The sequence below is a fragment of the Dyadobacter sp. 22481 genome (assembly GCF_052044875.1).
Lineage (GTDB): Bacteria > Bacteroidota > Bacteroidia > Cytophagales > Spirosomataceae > Dyadobacter > Dyadobacter endophyticus.
The window spans coordinates 334,981-351,645 of the sequence record NZ_JBQENV010000003.1; the positions used below are offsets into that span (position 1 = coordinate 334,981).

Sequence of the window (16,665 nt, forward strand, 5' to 3'; positions counted from 1 at the left end):
ATGACCTACACAGAATATCGTCCGCATCTGGCACTGGCGCCCTACATCGATGCTTACTGGCAGGTAATCGGTGACAATATGCCTATGGCCGTCGAGACAATCCTGCCTGACGGTTGCTTCGATATTATCATGAATCTCGGCGACGACGAGTTGCCGAACCCGAATGGATTCTTCATGAAAAATGAACAAAGCTACCTGGTCGGGACGATGTCGCGCGCCATTGAAACGACTGTCTCTCCCCAATCGCACCTCATCGGCGTGCGTTTCAGGCCTGCCGGGTTTGCTGCATTTTACCGGTATGAGTCCATGCACGCGTTCACCGATCAAACAGCCGAGTTCGAGCATAGCATTGACGATCGGTAGTTTTGTAACATCATCAAACAAAAACTACCATGCAACAGAGACTGAGCGTAATAATGCTGGCCGCTGACGACCTTGCCACGCTTCGCAACTTCTACAACGATTACTGGATTGGAAAATCGAAGCGGCCAACAAGGATATTGTTTTTTTTAAGTTGAACGGAATTCTGCTTGGTCTTTATGGACGGAATGATCTCGCGAAATTCCATCATGCGAATCCGGAAGGAAGCGGTTTTCGGCCGTTCAACATGGCATTAATGGTCAATTCCCGTGCGGAAGTGGAGAACATTTACGATGAATTGTGCCGGAAAAGCGTGAAAATCGTGCACGAAATTGTTGAACCTCCGTTTGGCGGTTGCTACTTCCTGTTTGCCGATATTGAAGGAAATATTTGGGAAATTTCACATAACCCGTTCATCCGGGTCGACGGGTCCGGCAATGTGCTCGGCCATCAGCCAATCGATCATCTTTAAAACCCAAAAAAATGGCAAATTTCGCATATACAATCCTGTACGTCAAGGACGTAGCAGCATCGATCGAATTTTACGAAAAAGCATTCGGCTTTCAACGAAAATTCATTTCTCCCGACAATGACTATGGCGAGTTGAGCACAGGAACTACCACGCTTTCATTTGCACAAACAGCCCTTGCTAAAACCAACATCCCCGGCGGCTTCATCGAAAGCGACCCAGCCGCAAAACCGTTCGCATTCGAAATCGGGTTTACAGTCGACAACGTGGAAGAGGTGTTTCAAAAAGCACTAACCGTTGGAGCGACGCGCGTTTCAGAACCTAAAACCAAGCCTTGGGGCCAAACCGTCTCGTATGTACGCGATCCGAATGGGTTTCTCGTGGAGATTTGCACGGCGATGGAGTAAATGGCGCATGAATGGCGCGAAGCAGGAGCTTCGCACCATCACGGCTCAACGGGAAAGGGACCTTCTTCAAACGCTTCTTCGTGGTAACCTTTGCTTCCCACTTCCCGGGCCAGTTCGCTCCTGAAATCGGTACCGTCGCGCAGGCTTTGAAGCACGCGTGCAAAATCATATTCGGGCGACCAGCCCAGCTCGCTCCGCGCGCGCTCGTTCACATACACGCGATCGATTTCCGGAAACAACTTCCAGCCTTCCGCCTCAAACAACCCTTCACTTTCCGGATAGAGTGTGCGGATTACCGCCGCGGCGTCGGTATGCAGTTCCGCGAGGTGGGCCGGCGTAAATGGCGTGGTGGCCGAGATAATGTATTTGCCGAAACCGATCGCCGGAGCTTTCTCCACAGCCGCTAAATGCGCGGCAACAGCATCAGCAATGTCGACGCGGCGGTAAAGCAGCTCCAGTGCCTGCACATTGGGCGTTCCGTAAAGCTGGCGGGTTTCAGCATTGTCGTCGTCTTCGGGGAAAAAGCGGGAGGTCCGAAGGATCAGCACCGGCAAGCCGCTTTTCCGGTAGAACAGCTCGCAGAGACTTTCCGCGGCCAGTTTGGTAACACTATATATGTTTTTGGGCTGCGGGGACACGTCCTCGGTAATCCAGGCGGCCGGTTCGCCCTTCGCAGGGTTCATCGCCGCACCGAATGTGCTGGTGGTACTGGTGAAAAGAAAGGCCGAAACCCCTTGAAGCACCGCTTCTTCGAGCAGATTGAGGGTACCGGTAATGTTGGTATCCACAAAATCCTGCTTGCTGTGCGTCGCCACGTGCGGCTTGTGCAAAGTAGCGGTGTGGATGACGGTACGGATACCGCGCATCGCTGTTTTAACAAAACCCCTGTCAGCGATATCACCTACCAGGTCGGTGTAAGGTGAATGGTTGACGTCGATGCCGATGGCTTGCCGCCCCTCGGCCCGGAGGGTACGCATGAGCGCCTCGCCCAAATGCCCTGCGCTTCCTGTTACTAAAATACTCATGGCTGTTTCAATATTATTTCCGGCAAAGGTATGGCTGTCCGGTTTTGAAAAAAAGATTGATCCTGTTCAAATCATCCATTTTCGCTCGGTAGTGAATGAAATGTTAAGCCACATCTTGTAATCTCCCCGGATGCCGTCGTACAGTTCCTGCCTGATCGCGTCGAGTTGCTTCACTTGCGTATGCGCGAGTTCTTCGGGTAACAAAAAATCGATTTCGATGGTGTAGCTGCTGCCGGTTTTGATCACACGCACATATTCGTCGATGAAACCGTGCCGCTTCGAAATTGCTTCCGCTTCCTGATGTATTTTCTCCTCCACCTCGTCGTCGGGCGCGAATTGGAGGAGTTCGCGGATGTTTTTCCAAAACGTACTGACGGGAATGCGCAGGAAAAGCATGGAGATGATGATTACCATTCCTGGATCGAGGTACGGGATAAGGTAAGCCAGGGACGTTCCGCGGAGAAAATACCCCAGCGACAGCACTACCAGTACGCCCGTACTCAGCAGCGCGTCGAGCTGCCATTCGGTGGCTTCGATCCGCACATACTCCGAGCGGATTTGCAATGCCATTCTTCTGAAATACAACCAAAGTAAAAAACAGCCGATAATGGAGGCGATCAGGTAAGGCAACGCAATGTCGAGCTCGACGATCTTTCCGCCGCTGATAATATCCATGACCGAAGTCGCCAGCGAATACAAGCAGAGGAAAATGATCACCGCCGACTGCAGCGTCATCGAAAACGGCTCGAATTGCGCCCGGCCGAACGGAAGGTCGTCGTCATCGGGCTTGCGGACGAAGTTGTTCACCAGCAGCGACACACCCGACAGGCTGATCCCCACCATCGAAAAAAGGGCGTCGAAAATGATGGATTTGGAATCGCCGGCAATACCGACGACAATGGCCCAGATCGTAAATGCCGAGCCGGTAATGATCGAAAGTTTGATCAGCCGTCGCTCCCTGAGCCGTTTTTGTCTCTCATTCATAAAGCCGGGCAAACGCAGGATACCACGCGATCACCCTTAATAAGTTAGAAAGACCTTTGAAGGAAAGCAAGTTCCGGGGAGTGTGTTATCAATTTGTGAATACTTGCTAAGGCGTCCCCGCACGTCCGACACCAAACTGGTCCCCTGCGCGTACAGGTTTATCGCCTGCAAACTGAATCTCCACCATCTTCTCGCTGGCCACATTATTGTGAAATTCATCCGTCAATATGCCAATGACTTTGCGGGTTTTCACATCGATTACCTCCCCGCTCGACGGATACGCATGCCGGCCATCCAGGCTGAATGTAACCCAGCCGGGCATGTCCTGCACGGGGATCGTCGTGAGCTGCTGGTAAGGTGGTTTTGCGCTGAAAACGTGCATGCGCATATTATGGCCGTCGCAAAGCCATATTTCCTTTTCATCGGGCGTGAGGCCTATGCCGTGGCTCGGGTTGCCGTGCCGTCGCACGGGGCCGCGCTCCCATCCTTCTACTTCGATGTGCGCTATTTTCGTGCCTTTTTGAATGTCGCCCACTTCAAACCCCAATAGGCTATCGACCGTGATATAGGCCATCGATTCGTCTGCCGTAACGGTGAACGGCCGTACGTAGTTGGCAAACGGACCTACTTTCCGGGTCAGCTCATGCGCTTTGGGGTCGGCAATGTGCAGCCATGGACTGGCGATATCGCCCATGTACACGGCATCGCCCGAAGCACCGTAAATTGTATTGTGCGCCCTTTTGTGCACATTGATTTTCTTGATAATATCGCCCGTTTCACAACTCACCACATTCCAGAAACCTTTTTCCAGCGATGGCAGGTACATGGTACGGCCATCGGGCGAGATCGCCATCCGGTCGCATCCGCCTTCGAAAGCTTTTTCCCAAACTACCTTTTCCGTCGTGAGATCGATGCGTTGAAGCCCTTCGAGCGTGCTGACATAAATGCTGTTCAGCGGAAGGCTAACGGCTACTCCTTTAACGTTGGAAGGCTTTCCGTTGGGATGCAGCCCGCGAGTAGTGATTCTTTTCACGAACCGGTGACTGTTATCCATATCAAAAACCAACAACCCGTGCCCCCCGTAACCCAGGTAATCCCTGATACCGGGCGTGGCTACGTACAGGTACCGCTTAGCGCCTGCGGTTTTGCGCGCTTGCTGCGCAATACCCGCGTGGATGAAAGCTATTTGGAGAAAAATCAACCAGAGACAGATCCTTTTCATATTCAATTATAAAGTTTAGGAAGCAGAAGGCAGCTTGTAGCCATTATGATATTCTTTGGCGATCAGCTTATTGGCTTCGTCATCCGTAAACTTCCCTTTTTCCTTATCCCAATAAATCTTCTTGCCCGTACGGTAGGCAATGTTGCCCATTTGCGAGAACACGGCAATGTCCGAACCCACCTGAATAGGCGCATTTAGATCGGTCATTTGTCTCGATTTGATTACTTCAATGAAATTCTTCGCATGCAGGTCGAGGCCATTATCCACCGATTTCTGGAATGATACGGCTTCCATTCGCTTGGCTTCGGGGATTACCTCCCAGCCGTCGCGGTTCAGTACCAGGGTACCATTGTTGCCGATAAAAGCGATGCCGTGCCCGCGTGCGTACGGACCGCCGTCGATGCCCATGGCATGTTCCCACTGAATATTGAATTCGTCGAATTCGAAGACGGTCGTAAGCGTATCGGGGGTTTCCGCGCCGGAATCTTGGTTGGCAAATTTACCTCCGGCTGCCATAATGCTGTTAGGGGTAGCTGATTTCATGCCTAATAATGCATAATCGAGCAAATGCACGCCCCAATCGGTCATGAGCCCACCCGCATAATCCCAGAACCATCTGAAATTGAAATGGAAGCGATTGGGGTTGAACGGCCTGTTCTGTGCCGGTCCGAGCCACATTTTGTAATCCACACCGGCTGGCGGGTTACCGTCCGGCAGTTTGCTGATCGGGTTGACCCACGCAAAATACCCCCACACTTTCACCAGCCTGATTTTCCCAAGCTTGCCGGAATGCACAAAATCGATGGCATCGCGGAAGTGCTTCTGGCTCCGCTGCCATTGTCCCACCTGCACCACGCGGTTGTACCGTTGCTGAGCAGCCACCATCGCGCGGCATTCGGCAATGGAATTCCCGATCGGCTTCTCAACATAAATATCCTTCCCAGCCTGGCAAGCCTCCACCATCATCAGGCAATGCCAGTGATCCGGTGAGCCGATCACCACCGCATCGACATCCTTGTCGCCCAGCAACTGCCGGTAATCGCCATAAGTTTTGACCTTCGCGCCGCCTTTGGCCAATTCGGCAGCGCGCTTGTCCAGCACATTTTTATCGACGTCGCAAAGCGCCACACATTCCGTACCCGGATTTTTGAGGATAGCATTCAGATCGGCCCAGCCCATTCCGTTGACCCCGATGGCCCCGATGCGGATTTTATCGGCAGCAAAAACCGGTGCGAATGCGGAAACGGAAGAAGGTACAATGGCTGAGAGGCCGGCGCCGGCGGCTAGTGCCGAAGCGGTACCGAGAAAGTCGCGTCGTGAATGGGTCATGGGTCGGATCAGGTTGGTTGCTTTCTAAAAGTGACCAATGGTCCTATATTACCCATGATGCGGGTAAGGAACGCCGGCGACGTCAAGCGTTATGGTTTCACGCCGCCGGCAAGGGCATTAGAAGGGGTTACGGGGAGTTGTTATAATGCTGTGAATCAACCGGTCCAGCTCTTTCTCCATATCTTTCAGGCGAGCCAGGACATCGATATCACGCGTGGCAGCATAGGAATTTTGCAAATCCCTGACTTCCTTGATCCGAAGTGCAAAACTGAGGAGCGTCATGAGTTCGTTGAATTGGTGTATCAGAATATGACGGCAAAGTAAATGCGAATCCTGCGTTTGTGTAATGGGGTAATGGGATTATAATAAAAATCTAATCCTGATTGTACGAAATGTCCTTTCGGGATATTCCACTGCCTTTCCGGGCTAACCTGCTTCCAACCGGGGAAACTAATTTTGCATCATCAAAACAGTGGAGCGCAACTTCACATCACCTGTCACGAAACATCGAAAACATGAAAACGAACATCAAATGGGCAGTAGTTGCCATGTCGCTATGGGTTGCTTCATGCAGTACTGGCTATAAACATCTGAAAACTTCGAAAGAAACCGGTTTCTCAGTCCGCAACTACCAGACTTTCGACCTTCAATATACTTTCCCCGAAGGAGCGGACACGCTCGCACCGCGGTTTGCAGAGAGTAAGCAGTTGGCTACCAAAATGATCGCGGGAAATATGGCTGGGAAGGGTTTGGTTAAAAGCGATAATCCGGAACTGATGGTCAACCTGTCGGTACAATTGCAGGAAAAAACGCAGACCCGTGCCACCGACTTCCGGACCGACGGTTTGCCAAGATACATGGGCCAGCGCCGCTACTCCTGGAAGAGTGAGGAGATCGAGGTAGGAAAATACCAGGAGGGCACGCTGATCCTCGACGTCATCGACACTAAAAACGACAAGCTCGTGTGGCGCAGCGGTGTAAAGGGCATCTTACCCGACAATAACGCCAAAGCCGAAGCCGGTCTTACGGAGGCTATCAACGAGCTGATGGGGAAGCTGCAATAAGGCATTGACCAGGTAATTGAGGCCCGGACATCGGATAGGTGTTCCGGGCTATTTGCTTTTGTATATATTTATACGTCGGTTAGCCTTGTTTTCCCGGATATACATTTGCCATGCCTGCCTCAAAACCGCTTACGATCACCTATAAGAATGACGATCAATGGTTTGCCCAGGTCGGCCCGCAACTCGATGCTATTTTCGATGAAAACTCGCTCACGTTCGACAACGAGATTGGCAAAGGGGACTTTTACCGGGTGAATATCGACCAGGGCCTGCGGGTGAGGCGGGTAACTGCACGATTTCACAAGCCGGTGGTATTCAAGCGGAAAATCACGCACGACCCGGGTTATTATGTACTCGTTTCAAACCTTAGCGAGCAGTACCTCGAAACCCGCACCGGCGAACAGCAGTTCAACCTGGGTTATGGAACGGAAAACGGGCTGTATTTCAGCTCGCCCCAGCTCACGGCTTCCTACACTTTCAAACCCGGTGTGCAGTACCACCTCATTTTCATTATATTAACTTACGAAAGGATCCATAATTTCATTTCCCGCCAACCCGAGGCACAACAGCCGCTGCTCTTATCGTTTGTAGACCCCAACAGGCCGGTTTACCACGTCGAATGCCTCGATACCTATTCGCTGAACCTCCTGAAAGAGATGGACAAGCAAATGCACGACGGACGCGGCAATAACCTGCTCATTCATTCGCGGTGCCTGGAACTCTGCTATCATGTACTGCAAAAAGTGGAAGAACGGAGGTCGCGGAAATCCCAGGCGGCAGCTGTACACCCTTCGGACATACTGAAAATGAACGAAATCCGCCGGGCGCTCCTCGAAGATTATCAGCTCCCGTGCCCGCCCCTGCATGTGTCGGCGCAACGCGCGCTGATGTCGCCTACGAAGTTCAAAAACCTCTTCAAACAACTATTCGGCCACACCTACTATCAGTTTTACAAGAATGTGCGGATGCATAAGGCGAGAGAGTTGCTGTTGACTGAAAGGATGAACGTGTCGGAAGTGGGTTACCTGCTGGGCTACAACAACCTGAGCAAATTCAACAAGGCATTTAAAGATGCTTTTGCCGTGACTCCGGGAAGTGTGGCGTCGTTGACGCCCGCATTCAACCCGCATTAAGGTTTTTGATAATATAAAAAACCCGGAGCAAGCTCAGCAACTTAGCATCCGGGTCGAAATCAACAACAAAAAACCAAACCTCTGCTACGAAACTAAACGGCGTGGATAAGGCCACCAAATTTTATAATCCTGCGGTGCGAATGGGATTTCTATCGGCAAACGCGCTATATTGGTGCGATTCGCGACCTTGTACAAATATGAAGAAAATCGCATTGTTCATTGCCCTGGCGCTGGTTATTGCCGCCTGCCGCCAGACATCCGAAAAGAAAACAGAGATCGCCGTCCGCGATACCACCATCACGGTCGAAAACTCTTTTACAGAGCTTTTTATCGATACGACGGCCCTCAGCTCCTACATTACCGCACATTCGCTTGACGATAGCCTGAGTGCTAAACTCCGCAGCTTTTACAACCACCGGAATTACCAGTATGCCTGGTTTTTCCCCGATGGTGTGGCCGAGTTTGTCCCCACTTTCCAAAGTTTGCGGAACGACTACATCCATTACTCGGGCGACAGCACGCTGTACAACCCGTCGCTCGACAAGGCAATCGACTCCCTGTCACAGTTGAAAAAGATCAGCCCGGACAATGCACTGGTGGTCGATGCGGAGCTGGCGTTGACGGAACAGTTTTTCCGCTATACCGACCTCGCCTATTCCGGCGACCACAAGATCAACACGCAGGAACTCAACTGGTTCATTCCCCGCCGAAAACTCAACCCGGAGGTTTTTCTGGATTCGCTTCTGAAAAACAAGGGGCGGAACGTTACCGCTTACGAGCCGGTCAACCGGCATTATAATTTGCTGAAACAGAAAGTCCTGGAATATTATACATTAACTAAAAACGGCGAGCCGGACACCGTCGGCACCACCAGAAAATTCCGGGAGGGCGACCGCGACACCCTGCTCGTAGCTTTGAAATCCCGGCTGCATTTGCTGGGCGATATGCCCGAGCCGGACAGCACGCCTGTGTTCGACACCACGCTTACTAACGCCGTTAAGCATTTTCAGCAACGTGTCGGACAAAAACAAACAGGTGTTACAGGCCCCGCGTTTTTTAAAGAGCTGAATGTACCCGTTGCCAGCCGAATCCGCCAGATCCTTATCAATATGGAGCGTATTCGCTGGATGCCGGCCGCCCCTCCTACCGACTACATTCTCGTGAACATCCCCGAATTCACTTTACATGCTTACGAAGATGGCAAATTGTCATTCGATATGGTGGTTGTAGTGGGTTCGGAAGCCAATAGTACTGTCATTTTTTCAGGTACTTTAAATCAGATCGTATTTAGCCCCTACTGGAACGTGCCTGCCAGCATTCTTAAAAAGGAAGTTTTACCGGGAATTAAGAAGAACCCTAACTATCTGGCGCGGCACAATATGGAGTGGAATGGCGGATCGGTGCGGCAAAAACCGGGCAAGTCCAACTCGCTGGGTTTGGTCAAATTCCTCTTTCCAAACAGTTACAGCATTTATTTCCACGATACACCCAGCAAAAGCTTATTCAAGGAAAGCCAGCGGGCGTTCAGCCACGGGTGCATTCGTCTTTCAGAACCTAAAAAGCTGGCGGAATGGCTCCTGCGCCGGGATAGCACGTGGACCAGCGAGAAAATTACCGCCGCGATGCACGCAGGTAAAGAAAAATATGTGCGCCTGCGCGGCAAGAATGAAGTACCTGTTTTTATCGGCTATTTCACGTCATGGGTAGATCAGCACGGCAATTTGCAGTTCCGCAAGGATGTTTACGGGCACGACCACAGGATGGAGGAGCGGCTGTTTGGCAACACCGAAATGCCCTTGGCGCAGGCGGTCGTCCGCTGATATACCGGAGATGCATTCCGGGCGCCACATGCCGGGCACTCCATGCCGGGCACTCCATGCCGGGCACGATTTTAGTTCGGACAGTTTTGCAGAGGTTACCCGGATGTTACCGGTTGCGGATTGATATTGTGAAAAAGCCGCCTTACCTTTGCTAACATCGTTAGGTAAATCTTGTATTACCATGGGAATCCTCGAACGAAAAATTCGGCAAAAAGAAAATATGCGGACCAATATTCTGGCGGTAGCCTTGCAATTGGTCAAAGAAGAAGGCTGGCAATCCCTGTCAATCAGAAAGATAGCCGATGCCATCGAGTACAGCGTACCGGTGATCTACGATCACTTCGAAAATAAAGAAGCGATCCTCTTTGAACTTTCTATGGACGGTTTCCGGTTACTCGATAGATTGTTGGAAAAGGACAAGCGCAAATACGCGGATCCGGAAGAACGGCTAAGGGCCCACGCCGAGACTTATTGGAACTTTGCTTTTAAAAATCCCGAATACTATCAGCTCATGTACGGTTTGGGAATGCCCTGTTCAAGCCCGGGCAAGGCAAAACCAGAGTTCAACAGCTTCCGCGACCACATAGGCGAAGCGATCGAAGGAATCGTTACCGATAAAAAATCTTCGGATGAGGAAACTTGCTTTAAAATTCATGCGTTCTGGTCAGTACTCCACGGTCTGATTTCAATCGTAATGATGCGCTGCTCGGATATCGACGACTCTCAAATGAACAAAAAAGTTATGGACGACTCAGTGAACGCTTTCATTAAAAACCTGTAATTTTTTTTCTTTTGGGTTAACACCGTTAGTAATAATAACTTCACTACCTATTCACAAACAACTGATTATCACCGCAAAAATGTCCACATCCATGAAAACCGTTCAACTAAAAACAGCAAAAGGGCTAGCCGCATTTCTGCTACTAGCCGCGGGCTCCGCAGCCATATATAGCTGTGGTTCATCCACCGCCAACGCACCCGCCTCGGCACCGCCTGCGCAGGCATTGCCGGTTATCACTGTTAGCGATCACGAAGTGACCGCGCACCGTGAATTCACCGCGTCCATCCAGGGTAGCCGCGATATCGAGATCCGCCCGCAGGTGGATGGCTACCTCGATCGTATTTCCGTAGACGAAGGCGCATACGTACGCAAGGGCCAGGTGCTGTTCCATATCGACGCCCGCCCATATGCCGAACAGCTCAATACGGCAAAAGCGAGTCTCCAATCCGCGAAGGCGTCACTGGAAAGTGCCTCAATCAATGTCGAGAAGCTTACTCCGCTGGTAGCCAACAAGGTAGTATCCGACGTTCAGCTAAAAAGTGCGAAAGCGGCGTACGATGCAGCCAAAGCTAATGTAGCCCAGGCGCAGGCAGCCGTGGACGCAGCGAAGATCAACGTAGGTTACACTTCGGTAACGGCTCCGGCTGATGGTTATATCGGTATTATTCCGTTCAAAACCGGTAGCCTCGTAGGCAAGAACACCGTAGAAGCATTGACCGTTCTATCCGAAACGAAAGACATCCACGTGTACTTCTCGATGAGCGAGCTCGATTTCCTCGATTTCAAGCAGGAATTTGAAGGTAATACCATCGAACAGAAGATCAAAAACATCCCGCCGGTTGAACTCGTACTGGCCGACAACAGCATTTTCCCACAAAAAGGAAAGGTGCAAGTCGTTGAAGGACAGTTTGACAAAACCATGGGTGCGATCAACTTCCGCGCAACGTTCCCGAACGGAAACGGATTGCTGCGCTCCGGTAACACGGGCAGGATCCGCATCCCACGCCTGCTTGCGAAATCGGTACTGATCCCGCAGGAAGCCACATTCGAATTGCAGGACAAGGTGTTTGTCTACACCGTGCTCGATAGCAACAAAGTGGAAGGCCGTCCTGTGACAGTCGCCGATCGCAGCGGACGTTATTACTTGATTTCCAAAGGGTTGAAGCCAGGAGAAAAGATCGTATACGCCGGACTCGACAGGTTGCGTGACGGAATGGCCATTGCGCCGCAGAAAATGTCGATGGACAGTCTGCTGCACGCCAATCCGATCTGAGTAGCCGGGTGTAAAAGGTTTACGAATTCCACACCAATTAGCAGGGCACCATCGCATTAACCAATGCGATGGACCGCTCCCGCTTTGCCAAAACACTCGATCATGAGCCCCGTGAACGGGGACAAATTCAAACAATATGTTTCAGAAATTTATAGAAAGGCCCGTCCTTTCGACGGTAATATCCATCCTGATATTGCTCCTGGGGATCATATCGCTCACCACGCTGCCGATAACGAAATTCCCCGACATCGCGCCGCCGACGGTTCAGGTAACCGCCGTGTATCCCGGAGCGAACGCAGAAGTAGTTGCCCGCGCAGTGGCGACACCCATCGAAGAAGCCGTGAACGGGGTTGAGAACATGACCTACATGACGTCGTCGTCGAACAACGACGGTACCATGGCCCTGAACGTGTACTTCAAACAGGGTACCGACCCCGATATCGCTGCCGTAAACGTGCAGAACCGCGTTTCCAAAGCGGTAAGCCAGATTCCGCAAGAGGTTGTACAAGCCGGTATTTCCACGCAAAAGCAACAGAACTCGATCATCATGTTCGTGGCGCTTTCGAGCGAAGACAGTACTTACGACGAGACGTTCCTTTTGAACTACATTAAGATTAACCTCGTGCCTCAGTTGCAACGTATACCGGGGGTCGGTCAGGCCCAGCCATTCGGTACGCGTGACTATTCAATGCGTATCTGGCTCAAACCGGACCGCCTCGCAGCCTACGGACTTTCGCCTCAGGAAGTAACCGGCGCTATTCGCGAGCAAAGCCTTGAAGCCGCTCCGGGACGCCTCGGAGAAGCCAGTAAAGAGGTTTTTGAATATGTTTTGAAATACAAAGGGAAACTCACGCAAAACAAAGAATACGAGGATATTATCATCAAAGCCAATAGCGATGGCTCGGTGATCCGCCTCAAAGATGTGGCGCGGGTGGAGTTCGGTTCCTACACTTACTCTTCCAATGGTAAACTGAATGGCAATGCATCGTCGGGTGTGGCAGTGTTCCAAACCGCCGGTACCAACGCGAACGACATTCTGATCCAGTCGGAAAAACTGATAGAAGAATTTTCCAAAACATTGCCGAAAGGTCTGAAAACGACCATTATGTACAACTCGAAGGACTTTCTCGACGAGTCGATCAGCCAGGTACGTTCAACGCTCTTCGAGGCCTTCATCCTCGTGTTTATCGTTGTGTTCATATTCTTGCAGGATTTCCGTTCGACGCTCATTCCGGCTATCGCCGTGCCTGTGGCGATTATCGGTACATTCTTCTTCATGCAGCTTTTCGGCTTCACCATCAACTTCCTGACGCTCTTCGCATTGGTACTCGCGATCGGTATTGTGGTGGATGATGCCATTGTGGTCGTCGAGGCGGTGCACTCGAAGATGGAACGAACGAACCTGGCCGCCAAGAGCGCTACGATTGAATCCATGAACGAGATCTCCGGTGCGATCATTTCGATCACCCTCGTGATGGCGGCGGTATTCGTGCCCGTCGGGTTCATGGAAGGCCCGGCCGGTGTATTCTACCGACAGTTTGCATTTACATTAGCCATAGCCATTTTGATTTCCGCATTGAATGCATTGACGCTCAGTCCCGCACTTTGCGCATTGTTTTTGAAAAACCCACATGCAGAAGAAGGCCACGACGGGAAACGCAAAGGTTTCGGCGCACGCTTCTTTGCTGCATTCAATGCAGGGTTTGAGTCGATGACCGGCCGTTATGTGAAAAGTCTCCAATTCCTGATCCGCCGCAAATGGGTGACCATCGTCGGATTGCTGGTGATCTCAGGCACAACCCTTTGGCTGACTAAAACAACACCAACCGGCTTCATCCCGACGGAAGACCAGGGCTTCCTCCTGTACGCGCTCAACACACCTCCGGGCAGCTCGCTGGACCGTACTGCGAAGGCCATGGCACAGGTGGATAGCATTGTGAAAAAGTCCCCTATCGCCGACCAGCGCTACATTGTGGAGGGTATGAACATCATTTCCAACTCCAATGCATCGCCTTACGGTGTGGGCTTCATCCGCATGAAACCGAAGGAAGAACGCGGAGAAGTACAGGATTTCAACCAGATCGTGGGTATGATGTCGCAGCAGGTGCGGGCGGTGAACGACGCGAATGCGTTCTTCTTCACCTTCCCTACCGTGGATGGTTTCGGTAACGTCAGTGGTTTCGAGTTTATGTTGCAAGACCGTGGTAACGGTTCTTTGGAGAAACTCGGCACGACGACCAACGCATTCCTCGGAGCATTGATGCAACGTCCTGAAATCGCTTATGCATTCACAACGTTTGCTACGGGTAATCCCCAGTTTATGCTGGAAGTCGATAATGCGAAAGCGAAACAATTGAATGTGCCCGTGAATGACTTGCTGCAAACGCTGCAAATCTACTTTGGTTCAAGTTTCGTGTCGGATTTCAACCGGTTTGGAAAGTACTACCGCGTAATGGCGCAGGCCGATCCGCTGTACCGTAAAGACCCATCGTCGCTGGATGGTATTTATGTTAAAAACACCGAAGGCGAAATGGTGCCGGCCAACCAGCTGGTGAAGCTGAAACGCGTGTTCGGACCTGAAACCGTGACCCGTAACAACCTTTACAATGCTGTTATGATCAACGGAACGCCGAAACCGGGTTACAGTACCGGTGACGCGATCCGCGCCGTGCAGGAAACCGCTGAGAAGGTTTTGCCGAACAACTACAAAACCGAATGGACGGGTATGACGCGTGAAGAAATCAACTCCGGCTCGCAGATCATCCTGATCTTCGTACTCAGCCTCGTGTTTGTATACTTCCTGCTCGCGGCACAGTATGAAAGCTACATCCTGCCATTCGCGGTGATCCTGACGATTCCGCTTGGGGTATTCGGTTCCATGCTGTTCATCAACTGGATGGGCATCGAGAACAATATATATGTACAGGTTGGACTGATCATGCTCATCGGGTTGCTCGCGAAGAATGCGATCCTGATCATCGAGTACGCCGTACAGCGCCGCAATGCGGGTATGAGCATCGTAGAATCGGCATTAGAAGCTTCACGGCTCCGTCTGCGCCCGATCCTGATGACCTCCTTCGCATTCATCGTCGGTCTGTTACCGCTGATGCGCGCCACCGGCGGTTCGGCCCTTGGTAACCGCTCGATCGGTACCGGCGCGGTAGGCGGAATGCTCACGGGTGTGATCTTCGGGGTGTTCGTGATCCCGGTTCTGTACGTGATCTTCCAGTATTTGCAGGAAAAAGTCGTCAAAAAACCGGTTCAGCCGAAACTGGCCGAGGCAGAAGCGATCTAGTCCATTATTAGAATAACATCATGAAAAATATATTTAGATTAACGCAAATACCCGTTCTGATCCTGCTGGTAACCCTGCTCGCCTCTTGCAAGGTGAGCAAGGATTACCAGCGTCCGGAACTGGCACTGCCTACGGAATACCGCAATGTGCCTTATGGCGATACCGCTACCATCGCGGATATGGGTTGGAAGCAATTCTTTCCCGATACCACGCTGCAACGGCTCATCGAGCGCGGCATTGCTTACAATTATGACCTGCAAATCGCGCTGAAACGCATCGACATCGCGCAACAACAGGTGAAGCAAGCCCGATTGCTGCAACTCCCACGCCTCGACCTGCGCGTTGCGGGCACGTACAACAACCCTTCGAACAATAGTTTGAACGGGCTCAGCGCCAGCAGCTTCCTGAAATCGAGCCATATCGAGAACTACATTGCCTCGGTGGATTTGTCGTGGGAAGCCGATATCTGGGGCAAGATCCGCCGCCAGCAGCAAGCGACCATGGGCCAGTACCTGCAGACTTATGAAGCCACCAAAGCCGTACAAACGCGGCTCGTAGCCGATATTGCGAAAGGTTTTTTCAACCTGCTCATGCTGGATAAGCAGCTCGAAGTTGCCAAACACAACCTCGAACTGAGCAATAATACATTGAAACTCACTAACCTGCTGAAAGACGCCGGCGAAGTAACTTCGCTCTCCGTACAGCAATCGGAAGCGCAACGCGAGGCCATCGCATTGCTCATTCCGCAGCTCGAACAGGACATTACCATTCAGGAAAACGCATTGCAGGTACTGACCGGCCAAATGCCGAATGCGATTGACCGGAAAGTAAAACTGGCCGATTTCAAAGCGAATGACAGCCTCGCTACCGGCGTACCGGCAGCGCTCGTGAGCCGTCGGCCCGACGTGCGCGCCGCTGAAATGTCGGTGCTCATCGCGAATGCGCAGCTAGGCATAGCGCAGGCTAGCATGTACCCGTCGCTTGTCATTTCAGCCAGCGGAGGTATCGAATCGTTCAAATCGAGCAACTGGTTCAACATCCCGGGTTCGTTATTCGGTATTGCGGCCGGTACCATTGCCCGGCCGATTTTTGCCAGAAGACAATTGAAAACCAACCTGGAAGTCGCCAAAATCGAGCGTGAGCAATCGGTACTGGAATTCCGGCAATCCGTTTTGAACGCGGTGGGTGAAGTTTCCAACTCGCTGGTTCAAACAAAAAAATTGAAAGAGCAGGAAGCCATTGCGAGCAACCAGGTCAACATTTTGACGCAAGCCATTTCCAATGCACAGCTGCTTTACCAGAGCGATATGGCCAACTACCTGGAAGTGATCACTGCCCAGAGCAGTGCATTGCAGGCCGAGCTCAACCTTGCATTCATCCGCAGCCAGTCGCTCGTAGCACGCGTAGACCTCTACCGCAGCCTGGGCGGCGGCTGGAAATAGATTCCACTCAGACCTACATACACTATAGTTAGCGTCTTTGTTAAGTGTAGTAAGCACAAAA

At 51.6% G+C, this 16,665-nt stretch carries 16 protein-coding genes; 11 read left to right on the plus strand and 5 right to left on the minus strand.

From position 1 onward, the window contains the following. Genes ACTJJJ_RS20320 through ACTJJJ_RS20335 form a run of 4 tightly spaced genes read left to right on the plus strand, consistent with a single transcriptional unit; the run spans position 1 to position 1,236 of the window. Positions 1 to 363, plus strand: a complete 363-nt coding sequence (locus ACTJJJ_RS20320) for a DUF6597 domain-containing transcriptional factor (RefSeq protein ID WP_440702829.1) — start codon at positions 1 to 3, stop codon at positions 361 to 363. A 29-nt stretch (positions 364 to 392) separates the two neighbouring features. Beyond that, on the plus strand, positions 393 to 518 hold the full coding sequence (locus ACTJJJ_RS20325) for a hypothetical protein (protein ID WP_440702830.1): 126 nt from the start codon (positions 393 to 395) through the stop codon (positions 516 to 518). Then, entirely contained in the window at positions 515 to 832 is a 318-nt protein-coding gene (locus ACTJJJ_RS20330) for a VOC family protein (protein ID WP_440702831.1), read from the plus strand. Before ACTJJJ_RS20325 ends, ACTJJJ_RS20330 begins: the two co-directional genes overlap by 4 nt. A gap of 11 nt (positions 833 to 843) precedes the next feature. Then, on the plus strand, positions 844 to 1,236 hold the full coding sequence (locus ACTJJJ_RS20335; RefSeq protein WP_188937734.1) for a VOC family protein: 393 nt from the start codon (positions 844 to 846) through the stop codon (positions 1,234 to 1,236). Positions 1,237 to 1,274: 38 nt separating this feature from the next. On the opposite strand, the gene ACTJJJ_RS20340 is transcribed toward ACTJJJ_RS20335, so the two are convergent. The 5 genes from ACTJJJ_RS20340 to ACTJJJ_RS20360 form a co-directional block, all read right to left on the minus strand. After that, positions 1,275 to 2,261 carry an NAD-dependent epimerase/dehydratase family protein gene (locus ACTJJJ_RS20340; RefSeq protein ID WP_440702832.1) on the minus strand — a complete coding sequence of 329 codons (987 nt, stop codon included), beginning with the start codon at positions 2,259 to 2,261 and terminating at the stop codon, positions 1,275 to 1,277. A gap of 66 nt (positions 2,262 to 2,327) precedes the next feature. Next, a complete protein-coding gene (locus tag ACTJJJ_RS20345) occupies positions 2,328 to 3,245 on the minus strand; it encodes a cation diffusion facilitator family transporter (protein WP_440702833.1) in 918 nt (305 codons plus the stop codon). A 106-nt stretch (positions 3,246 to 3,351) separates the two neighbouring features. Continuing rightward, on the minus strand, positions 3,352 to 4,467 hold the full coding sequence (locus ACTJJJ_RS20350; protein ID WP_440702834.1) for a YncE family protein: 1,116 nt from the start codon (positions 4,465 to 4,467) through the stop codon (positions 3,352 to 3,354). A gap of 15 nt (positions 4,468 to 4,482) precedes the next feature. Then, the gene (locus tag ACTJJJ_RS20355) at positions 4,483 to 5,796 is read right to left on the minus strand and encodes a Gfo/Idh/MocA family protein (protein WP_440702835.1); all 1,314 of its coding nucleotides are present in this window, start codon (positions 5,794 to 5,796) and stop codon (positions 4,483 to 4,485) included. Between the two features lie 117 nt (positions 5,797 to 5,913). After that, a complete protein-coding gene (locus ACTJJJ_RS20360; protein ID WP_170118790.1) occupies positions 5,914 to 6,078 on the minus strand; it encodes a hypothetical protein in 165 nt (54 codons plus the stop codon). A gap of 233 nt (positions 6,079 to 6,311) precedes the next feature. On the opposite strand from ACTJJJ_RS20360, the gene ACTJJJ_RS20365 reads away from it, so the two are divergent. From ACTJJJ_RS20365 to ACTJJJ_RS20395, 7 genes are all read left to right on the plus strand, one after another. Further along, a complete protein-coding gene (locus ACTJJJ_RS20365) occupies positions 6,312 to 6,860 on the plus strand; it encodes a DUF4136 domain-containing protein (RefSeq protein WP_440702836.1) in 549 nt (182 codons plus the stop codon). Between the two features lie 110 nt (positions 6,861 to 6,970). Beyond that, on the plus strand, positions 6,971 to 7,993 hold the full coding sequence (locus ACTJJJ_RS20370; RefSeq protein WP_440702837.1) for a helix-turn-helix transcriptional regulator: 1,023 nt from the start codon (positions 6,971 to 6,973) through the stop codon (positions 7,991 to 7,993). 197 nt (positions 7,994 to 8,190) lie between these two features. Further along, positions 8,191 to 9,813: a L,D-transpeptidase family protein gene (locus tag ACTJJJ_RS20375; RefSeq protein ID WP_440702838.1), complete on the plus strand. Its 1,623-nt coding sequence runs from the start codon at positions 8,191 to 8,193 to the stop codon at positions 9,811 to 9,813. 181 nt (positions 9,814 to 9,994) lie between these two features. Beyond that, positions 9,995 to 10,594 (plus strand): TetR/AcrR family transcriptional regulator, encoded by a 600-nt coding sequence (locus tag ACTJJJ_RS20380; RefSeq protein WP_188937712.1) that lies wholly within the window; start codon positions 9,995 to 9,997, stop codon positions 10,592 to 10,594. A 91-nt stretch (positions 10,595 to 10,685) separates the two neighbouring features. Next, a complete protein-coding gene (locus tag ACTJJJ_RS20385; protein ID WP_188937710.1) occupies positions 10,686 to 11,867 on the plus strand; it encodes an efflux RND transporter periplasmic adaptor subunit in 1,182 nt (393 codons plus the stop codon). A gap of 136 nt (positions 11,868 to 12,003) precedes the next feature. After that, the gene (locus ACTJJJ_RS20390) at positions 12,004 to 15,162 is read left to right on the plus strand and encodes an efflux RND transporter permease subunit (RefSeq protein WP_426295564.1); all 3,159 of its coding nucleotides are present in this window, start codon (positions 12,004 to 12,006) and stop codon (positions 15,160 to 15,162) included. Positions 15,163 to 15,182: 20 nt separating this feature from the next. After that, positions 15,183 to 16,604, plus strand: a complete 1,422-nt coding sequence (locus ACTJJJ_RS20395; protein ID WP_188937705.1) for an efflux transporter outer membrane subunit — start codon at positions 15,183 to 15,185, stop codon at positions 16,602 to 16,604. Positions 16,605 to 16,665: the final 61 nt, after the last annotated feature.